The sequence below is a fragment of the Acidovorax sp. genome (assembly GCF_046339755.1).
Classification (GTDB): Bacteria; Pseudomonadota; Gammaproteobacteria; order Burkholderiales; family Burkholderiaceae_C; genus Acidovorax.
This window is the reverse complement of record NZ_JBKDTZ010000151.1, coordinates 18,585-27,022: the sequence shown is the minus strand read 5'-3', so window position 1 is coordinate 27,022 and position 8,438 is coordinate 18,585. Positions and strand designations below refer to the sequence as shown.

General features: G+C 69.4%; 8 protein-coding genes. 2 read left to right on the top strand and 6 right to left on the bottom strand.

What is annotated here, in order from left to right; translation table 11 throughout:
- On the bottom strand, window positions 1-265 hold a 265-nt coding region (locus ACK59X_RS13005), incomplete at its 3' end, for a response regulator (protein WP_409957743.1).
- A gap of 205 nt (window positions 266-470) precedes the next feature.
- Here ACK59X_RS13005 and ACK59X_RS13000 point away from each other — a divergent pair.
- Window positions 471-1,247 (top strand): MipA/OmpV family protein, encoded by a 777-nt coding sequence (locus tag ACK59X_RS13000; protein ID WP_409957742.1) that lies wholly within the window; start codon window positions 471-473, stop codon window positions 1,245-1,247.
- 2 nt (window positions 1,248-1,249) lie between these two features.
- On the opposite strand, the gene ACK59X_RS12995 is transcribed toward ACK59X_RS13000, so the two are convergent.
- From ACK59X_RS12995 to ACK59X_RS12980, 4 genes are all read right to left on the bottom strand, one after another.
- A complete protein-coding gene (locus ACK59X_RS12995) occupies window positions 1,250-2,230 on the bottom strand; it encodes a Bug family tripartite tricarboxylate transporter substrate binding protein (RefSeq protein ID WP_409957741.1) in 981 nt (326 codons plus the stop codon).
- An 83-nt stretch (window positions 2,231-2,313) separates the two neighbouring features.
- Window positions 2,314-3,303 carry a tripartite tricarboxylate transporter substrate binding protein gene (locus tag ACK59X_RS12990; protein ID WP_409957740.1) on the bottom strand — a complete coding sequence of 330 codons (990 nt, stop codon included), beginning with the start codon at window positions 3,301-3,303 and terminating at the stop codon, window positions 2,314-2,316.
- 235 nt (window positions 3,304-3,538) lie between these two features.
- Entirely contained in the window at window positions 3,539-4,474 is a 936-nt protein-coding gene (locus ACK59X_RS12985; RefSeq protein WP_409957739.1) for a hydroxymethylglutaryl-CoA lyase, read from the bottom strand.
- Window positions 4,475-4,483: 9 nt separating this feature from the next.
- Complete coding sequence (locus ACK59X_RS12980; protein ID WP_409957738.1) at window positions 4,484-5,680, bottom strand: CaiB/BaiF CoA transferase family protein; 1,197 nt, start codon at window positions 5,678-5,680, stop codon at window positions 4,484-4,486.
- A 166-nt stretch (window positions 5,681-5,846) separates the two neighbouring features.
- On the opposite strand from ACK59X_RS12980, the gene prpR reads away from it, so the two are divergent.
- Window positions 5,847-7,784 (top strand): propionate catabolism operon regulatory protein PrpR, encoded by a 1,938-nt coding sequence (gene prpR / locus ACK59X_RS12975; RefSeq protein ID WP_409957737.1) that lies wholly within the window; start codon window positions 5,847-5,849, stop codon window positions 7,782-7,784.
- Here the strand turns inward: prpR and ACK59X_RS12970 are convergent.
- On the bottom strand, window positions 7,778-8,410 hold the full coding sequence (locus tag ACK59X_RS12970; protein ID WP_409957736.1) for a YitT family protein: 633 nt from the start codon (window positions 8,408-8,410) through the stop codon (window positions 7,778-7,780). The two genes, prpR and ACK59X_RS12970, sit on opposite strands and share 7 nt — an antisense overlap.
- Window positions 8,411-8,438: the final 28 nt, after the last annotated feature.

Below are 8,438 nucleotides of genomic sequence, written 5' to 3'. Positions count from 1 at the left end.
GCACCCGGTCCTCGACCCCATCGCGCGCCGTGAGCTCCACCTCCGGCGTGAGGTCGCCGCGCGAGCGCGCACGGCGCAGCACCTCGGTGCCGTCCAGCCCGGGCAGGCCCAGGTCCAGCAGCACGCAGCTGTAGTCGCCATCGGCCAGGGCACTGTGGGCCAGCTCGCCATTGCGCACCCAGTCCACCGACCAGCCCGCGCCCTTGAGCGCGTGCGTGAGGCCGCGCCCGATCATGTCGTCGTCTTCCACCAGCAATGCGCGCAACGGGGGTCTCCTTGAGGAAAATGGGGCAGCGCAAGCCTAGCGCGGGATTCTTAGCCGGCCGTGAGCAGCGGGTGGCTAACGGCAGGCTAAGAAAGCCTTCCTACAGTCCACCGGCCTGCCGCGGCAAAGCTACCACCGCGGCGGCCCCCTGTCCACGCAGGTACGCCCTGCCCCGAATCCCTTTCTTTCTGTGGAAACCGAGACCATGACGCTTCGCCTCCCGCATCCATCGATCCGCCGCCTGGCGGCACTGGCCGCCACGCTGCCCTTTCTGGCGCCTGCCAGCGCCCAGGCGCAGGAGGCAGGCGCAGCCTCCACCTGGGGCCTGGGCCTGGCCGTCAGCGCCGACCGCAAGACCTACCGCGATTTCGACGACAAGCTGCAACCCTTGCCCCTGCTGACCTACGAGAACCGCTGGATCAGCATTGCCGGCCCCGGGGTGGATTTGAAACTGCCCTCGCTGGGACCCGTAGGCCTGCGGTTGCGCTCGCGCTTCGGCTTCGAGGGCTACGAGGCCGAGGACTCGCCCTGGCTGGCCGGCATGCACGAGCGCAAGGGCAGCCTGTGGCTGGGTGCCGCCGCCACCTGGGATGCGGGACCCGTGCAGCTCTCGGCCGAGCTGCTGGGTGATGCCTCGGGCCACAGCAAGGGGCGCCAGTTCTCGCTCAAGGCGGAGCGCCGCTTCCAGCAAGGCGCCTGGGACATCACGCCGCGCCTGGCGCTGCAGCAGCAGGACCGCAAGACTGTGGACTACTACTATGGCGTACAGGCAGGCGAGGCCCGGCTGGGCCGCCCGGCGTATGAAGGAAGCTCGGCCGTGAACCTGCAGGCCGGCGTGCGCGTGGGCTACACGCTGGCGACGCGTCAGTGGATGTTCGTGGACGTAAGCGCCACGCGACTGGGCAGCGCCATCAAGGACAGCCCGCTGGTCAACCGGTCGAGCCAGCCAGCGGTGACGGCCGGCTACCTGTACCGCTTCTGAGCCTATTCGGTGCGGATGTTGGCCGCCTTCACCACCTCGCCGTATTTGCGCAGGTCGGCCGCGATCTCGCTGCGGAACTGGGTCGGCGTGTTGCCCGAGGCGACGATGCCCAGCGACGCCAGGCGCTCCTTGACGTCGGGCGACTGCACCACCGCATTGAGCTCGCGCTGCAGGCGCTCGACGATGGCCGTGGGCGTCTTCGCGGGCGCAAGGATGCCGATCCACGAATTGACTTCGAAGCCGGGCACGCCCGACTCGGCCACCGTGGGCACGGCCGGCAGCGAGGGCAGGCGCTGCGCGGTGGACACGGCAATGGCCTGCACCTGGCCGCGCTGGATGAAGGGGTAGGCCCCCGCCACGGCCGTGTACAGCATGGGCAGCGAGCCGCCCACCACGTCGGCCAGCGCCTGGCCGCCGCCCTTGTAGGGCACGTGCACGAACTTGGCGCCGGTGCGCACGCGCAGCAACTCGCCCGCCAGGTGCGGCGTGCTGCCCGTGCCCGCGCTGCCGTAGGAGATGCCGCCCTCGGTGGCCTTGGAATGCGCGACCAGCGCCGCGAAATCCTTGGCCGGCACCGAGGGGTGGGTGACGATGACCAGCGCCGCATCGCCGATCTTGCTGACCGGGGCGAAGTCCTTGAGCGTGTCGAAGGGCACCTTGGCGAACACATGGGGGTTGATGACCATGGTGCCGTCGAAGCCCACCACCAGGGTGTAGCCGTCGGGCGCCGCCGTGGCGCCCATCTGCGTGCCGATGTTGCCCGATGCGCCGGGCCGGTTGTCCACCACCACCTGCTGGCCCAGGCGGGCCCCCAGGCGCTCGGCCACCACGCGGGCGCCGGTGTCTGTCACCCCGCCCGGCGCAAAGGGCACGATGAGGCGGATGGGCTTGTTCGGGTAATCCTGGGCCAGGGCTGGCCCGGTCAGCAGGCACAGCGCGGCCAGGCCAGCGGCGGCACGCCGCGACAGCAGTCGATTCGTCATGATTTGTCTCCTTGATTTTTAAAAAAAGCCAACGTGCCCTGCGCTCTGGTGGCGCATGGTGCGGGCACGTGGCGTTGTCGGCCTTACTCGGCGCTGATGCCGCCACGCTGGGCCACCTGGGCCCACTTGCGGGTTTCGCCCTCCACGAAGCGGCGGAACTCCGCGGGTGGCGTGAGCACGATGCTGGCGCCCTGGTCCTGCATCTGTTTGGTCACGGCCGGGTCGGCCGCCACCTTGCGCAGGTCCTGGTTGATGCGATCGACCACCGCGTCGGGCAGGCCGGCCGGGCCGAACATGCCGTACCAGTTGAGCGACTGCACGCCAGCCAGGCCCGCCTCCTTGAAGGTCATGGCGTCTGGAAAGATGCCCATGCGCTGCTCGGCCGCCACGCCCACCACGCGCAGCTTGCCTGAATGGATGTGGGGCAAGGCCGTGAGCACGCTGGTCACGCCAGCTGGCAGGTGGCCGCCGATGATGTCCACCATGATGGGCGCGCCGCCCTTGTAGGGCACGCCCGTGATCTGCAGGTTGCCCGACTGGCGGATGAGTTCGCCGGTCAGGCGCGTCTGGCCTTCCGAATAACCCACGGGAACCTCCTTGTCGCGCGCTGCCTTGAGCAGGTCGGGCAGTTGCTTGTAGGGGCCGTCGGCCGCCACCACCAGCACCATGGGCGAGTTGGCGATGTTGGTCACCGGTGTGAAGGCCTTGGCCGTGTCGTAGGGCAGGCTCTTCATGAGCACGGGGTTGATGGCGTGCGAGCCCACCACCAGCAGCAGGGTGTGGCCGTCGGGCGCGGCCTTGGCCACATAGCTCGAACCGATCACGCCGTTGGCGCCGGTGCGGTTGTCCACGATCACCGACTGGCCCCAGACCTCGGACAGGCGCTGCGCCATGAGGCGGCCCACGATGTCGGTACCGCCCCCGGCCGAGTACGGCACGACGATGGTCACGGGCTTGCTGGGGTACTTGCGCTCCTGGGCATGGGCGCCGATGAGCGGGCTGGCCCCCCAGGCGGCGATGGCGGCCAGGGCGGTGCGGCGGGTGGTGTTCGAAAGGGATGGATGCATGTCCATGCGTTTTGTCTCCAGGTGTAGTTTGAATGGAATGGTTGGTATCAGTTTTTCATTGCGCTGCGCGCCGCCCGCGACGCATAAAACTGGCGCGGCGCAGGCAAGTGCCCCCGCGCAAGGGCCGCCCCGCCGCGAAGGCGGCGTATCCAGCGCTTGCGCTGGGGGCGTCCCCCTCCCAGATTGCGAAGCAATATGAGAGAGGGGTGAAGGCGCGAAGCGACTCAGGGGGTGTTTCATTTCAGGCGGGCACCGGCTCGGCCTCGCGGCGCTTGTCGCGCTGGCGCCGCAGCCAGGCGATGGAGCGGCCGCCCAGGGGGCGCTGCAATTGCTCCTGCGCGAAGTCCACGGCCGAGAGCAGCCCGTCGAGCGAGAGGCCGGTGGCAAAGCCGCTGCGCTCGGCCAGCAGCACCAGGTCCTCGGTCGCCAGGTTTCCGGCAGCACCGGGCGCGAAGGGGCAGCCGCCGATGCCACCCACGCTGGCGTCGAAGCGGCGCACGCCGGCCTCCAGCGCGGCCCAGGCGTTGGCCGCGCCCATGCCGCGCGTGTCGTGCAGGTGCACGGCCAGGCGCTCCAATGGCACCACGTCGCGCAGCGCCGCAAAGCGCTCCTTGACCATGCCTGGCGAGGCAGAGCCGATGGTGTCGGCAATCACCACCTCGCCCGCGCCGGCCGCATGCATGCGCGCGGCCAGGCGCAGCACCTCGGCCAGCGGTGTCTCGCCTTCGAAGGGGCAGTCGAAGGCCACGGCCACGTAGGCGCGTGTGCGCAGGCCCAGCGCCTGGGCCGCGGCCAGGGTCTGCTCGCTCACGTCGAGCGCCTGCGCCAGGCCCATGTTGATGTTTTTGCGGTTCATGGTCTCGGTGGCGGAGAGCACCACGGCGATCTCCTGCGCGCCGGAGGCATGGGCGCGCTCCAACCCCTTGAGGTTGGGTACCAGCACCGAGGTGCGCAATTGCGGCCAGCGCGCGGCGATGCGCGGCACCAGTTCGCCTGCGTCGGCCATCTGCGGCACGGCCTTGGGGGAGACGAAGCTCGTCGCCTCCACGCTCTGCACGCCGGCCTCGGCCAGCAGGGCGATGAGCTGCAGCTTGGCATCGGTGGACAGGTGCACGGCCTGGTTCTGCAAGCCATCGCGCGGGGCCACGTCGGTGATGTGGATGTGGTTGTCACCCATGGCGCCCCCTCACGCGATCACGCCGTCTTCGCGCAGCCGCGCCAGGCGCTCGACCGGGTAGCCCAGCCAGCCGCCCAGCACCTCGCTGGTCTGCTCGCCCAGGCGCGGCGGCGGCGTGAAGGCCTTGGGCTGCGCGCCCGAGAGCTTGACCGGGTTGCCCGGCATGCGCATGGCCTCGCCGCTGGGCAAAGGCACCGTGACGACCATGTCGCGCGCCAGCACCTGCGGGTCGGCCAGGGCCTGGGCGAAGTTGTTCACCGGGCCGCAGGGGATGCGCGCGGCGCGCAGCACTTCCAGCCAGTGCTCGGTGCCCTGTTTGCGCAGCTCGGCACCCACCAGTGCATCGATCTCGGCCTTGGCTGCGAAGCGCACGGGCTGCTGGCGGTACTCGGGCTTGCGCAGGGCATCAAGGCCAATGCATTCGACGAAGCGCTCGAAAAAGGCGTCGCCGATGCAGGCGATGATGATGTGGCCGTCGGCCGTGGGATAGCTGTTGTAGGGCACGTGCACGAAGTGGCCGTTGCCGATGCCCTCGGGCACATGGCCCGACATGAAGTACATGGTGGCCATGTAGTTGAGCAGCGAGATCTGCGCGTCCAGCATGGAGATGTCCACATGCTGGCCGCGCCCGGTGTGGTCGCGTTCCACCAGCGCGGCCAGCACGCCCACGGCGCCGAACATGCCGCCGCCCAGGTCGCCGATGGGGATGCCGCTGCGCGTGGGCCCGGTGGCCGGCGTGCCGGTGATGGACATGCCGCCGCCCATGGCCTGCACCACCTGGTCGAAGGCCGGGCGCTGGGTCTGCGGGCCGGTCTGGCCGAAGCCCGTGACCGAGCAGGTGACGATGCGCGGGTTGACCTGCGACAGTGCCTTGTAGTCGATGCCCAGGCGCTCGGTCACGCCCACGCTGAAGTTGTCGAACACCACGTCGGCTTGGCGCACCAGGTCCAGGAACACCTCGCGACCCGCGGGGGACTTGAGGTCCACGCACACGCTTTCCTTGTTGCGATTCAGCGTGAGGTAGTAGGCGCCCATGCCTTCGCGCGAGTAGTCGGGGTCGTTTTCCAGCAGCCGGCGCGTGCCTTCGCCGCTGCCGGGGGGCTCCACCTTGATGGTGCGCGCACCCAGGTCGGCCAGCAGCATGGTGCCGTAGGGGCCGGACAGCATATGGGTCAGGTCCAGCACGGTGATGTGTTCGAGTGCCACGTCGGGTGTCTCCTTGTTCGTTGAGTACGCTGCCTGTTTGCACGGTGCGTGCCAGCCCCATGAAACGCCACAAGTGGTTGATTTCATTGAATTTTGCAAAATCATCAGGGCAATAACGTGTTTCATGCAACATCCATGAAACAATTAGACGTTTCAGGAGACACACATGGCATTGCCCGCGTTCACCCCCACGGGCCTGCCGCGCCTGTGCTTTCTCAGCTACCGGCAGATCCGCGAGTTCGCCATGCCGGTGGTGGCCGAGTACGTGGGCCGCGCGCAGATCGAGGTGGTCGATGGCACCTTCGGCGGGGCGCTGGCGATTGCCCAGGACCGGGTGGAGCGCGGCGTGGTCGACGCCTTCGTGAGCGCGGGCTCGAATGCCAGCATCCTGCGTGCGGGGCTGCGCGCGCCGGTGGCCACCATCCAGCTGGGCGGTTTCGACCTGCTGCAGGCGCTGATCAAGGCCCGGCGCATCGCAGGGCGGGTGGGTGTGGTGATGTACGGGCAGACCATCCCCGAACTGGAGGCCGTGAAGGACCTGCTCAACATCGAGATCAGCCAGCACGCCTACCAGACGCCGGACGACGCGCGCCAGCGCTTCGAGGCGCTGCGGCGCGAGGGCTTCACGGTCATCGTCGGCTCCAGCCTGGTGGTGGAACTGGCCGAGGAGGCTGGGCTGGCGGGCCTTTTGGCGTACTCGCTGGCCAGCATCCGCAAGGGCTTCGAAGATGCGCTGGAACTGGCGCGCGTGGCGCGGCTGGAGGCTGGCCGCTACGAGCAGTTGCACAGCGTGCTGCACAACCTGCAGGAGGCCGTGGTCGCCGTGGACCGGCAGGACCGCATCATCGCCGTGAACCCGCCCATGCAGCAGCTGCTGGGCGGCCCTGGGCTGCGCGTGCAGGGCCAGGCGCTCGATGCGCTGCAGCCCGCGCTCTCACTGCGCGCCACGCTGGACAGCGGCCTGCAGGAGCGCGCCGTGGCCCAGCGCTTCGCGCAGCGCGACTGGGTGGCCCACCGCACCCCCATCCGCGAGCATGGCGAGATCGTGGGCGCGGCGCTCACACTGTACGACGCGGGCACCATCCAGGCGGCCGACACCAGCCTGCGCATGATGCAGCGGCGCCAGCAGCATGCGGCGCGCCACGGTTTTGGCAGCCTGGCCGGCACCAGCCCGGCGCTGCAGCGCGCCATCGCCAGCGCGCGGCGCTTTGCGCGCACCGACCTGGGGGTGCTGATCACGGGAGAGAGCGGCGTGGGCAAGGAGCTGTTCGCCCAGGCCATGCACAACGACAGCAGCCGCGCAGGAAGGCCCTTCGTGGCGGTCAACTGCGCGTCCTTCCCCGAATCACTGCTGGAGAGCGAGCTCGTCGGTTATGAGGAAGGCGCCTTCACCGGCTCGCGCCGGGGCGGCAAGCGCGGGCTGTTCGAGGCCGCGCACACGGGTACGCTGTTCCTGGACGAGATCGGCGACATGCCGCTGCCGCTGCAGACGCGCCTGCTGCGCGTGCTGCAGGAGCGCGAGATCATGCGCCTGGGCGCCACCGCGCCCATCCCCATCGACGTGCGCGTGATCGCCGCCACGCACCAGCCGCTGGTGGAGCTGATCGCCGCGCAAAGCTTCCGCCAGGACCTGTACTACCGTCTGAACACCCTGCGCCTGGCCCTGCCCGCGCTGCGCGAGCGGCGCGAGGACATCCCGGCCATCGCCACGCCGCTGGTGGCACGCTGCCTGGCCCGGCTGGGCTCGCCCCTGGACGCTGCCGCCGCGCTGGCGCCGCTGCTGTCGCTGCTCACCAGCTATGACTGGCCGGGCAATGTGCGCGAGCTGGAGAACCTGGCTGAGCGCATCGCCGTGTTTCTGCTGCAGTTCGACCGGGTGGGCGACGTGCGCTACGCCGAGCTGGCGCACGACTGCCCGGAGCTGTTCGCGCAGCCTGGTGTGCAAGGCGCCACGGACATGCCGCTGGCCGAGCGCGTCGCCCAGGCCATGGAACTGGCAGGCGGGCGCCGTGCCCAGGCCGCTCAGCGCCTGGGCGTGAGCCGCTCCACGTTCGGGCGCTGGCTGCGCGAGCTGGAAGGCGCGGAGCCGCCCACCGGTCAGTGACCGACGTAGCGCCCGGGGCGGTGGCTGATCCAGAGAAAGCCGCTCATCACCAGCACCGCGAGCACCGAGTACGCCACCCGCTCGGGCGGCACGATGAACAGCGCCATCAGCACCACGGCGCCGTCGATGCCCATCTGCACCTTGCCCGCGCGGATGCCGTAGCGGTCCTGCATGTACAGCGACAGCACCGTGGCGCCGCCCAGGCTGGAGCGGTGGCGCGCGAGGAACAGGCAACCCGTGCCCAGCAGCAGCCCGCCGAGCAGCGAGGCAAACAGCGGATTCAGGTAGTCCACGTGCATGACGTGCGGAAACAGCTCGGTGAGCCCCGAGAGCAGCGCCACCGAGACAAAGGTCTTGAGCGTGAACTCGCGGCCCATGCGCGTCCAGGCGAACCAGTAGAACGGCAGGTTCACCAGAAAGAACAGCTTGCCGAACGACACACCGGTGACGTAGTGCGCCAGGAAGGCAATGCCCGCCGTGCCGCCCACCAGCAGGCCGGCCTGGTTGAACAGCATGAGCGCCATGGCCACGAACAGGGTGCCCGCGAAGATGGCCTGGGCGTCCTCGTAGGTGCCGTGGCGCAGGGATTCAGCGGTGTCGATGGGCGGAGCAGGGGTGTCGGACATGGTGAGGTGCATCAGGATACAGCGCCGA

Coding starts and splice junctions, on each gene's coding strand:
- ACK59X_RS12985 (WP_409957739.1), bottom strand. CDS start 4,474: ATGGGTGACAACCACATCCACATCACCGACGTGGCCCCGCGCGATGGC.
- ACK59X_RS13000 (WP_409957742.1), top strand. CDS start 471: ATGACGCTTCGCCTCCCGCATCCATCGATCCGCCGCCTGGCGGCACTG.
- prpR (WP_409957737.1), top strand. CDS start 5,847: ATGGCATTGCCCGCGTTCACCCCCACGGGCCTGCCGCGCCTGTGCTTT.
- ACK59X_RS12970 (WP_409957736.1), bottom strand. CDS start 8,410: ATGTCCGACACCCCTGCTCCGCCCATCGACACCGCTGAATCCCTGCGC.
- ACK59X_RS12990 (WP_409957740.1), bottom strand. CDS start 3,303: ATGGACATGCATCCATCCCTTTCGAACACCACCCGCCGCACCGCCCTG.
- ACK59X_RS12995 (WP_409957741.1), bottom strand. CDS start 2,230: ATGACGAATCGACTGCTGTCGCGGCGTGCCGCCGCTGGCCTGGCCGCG.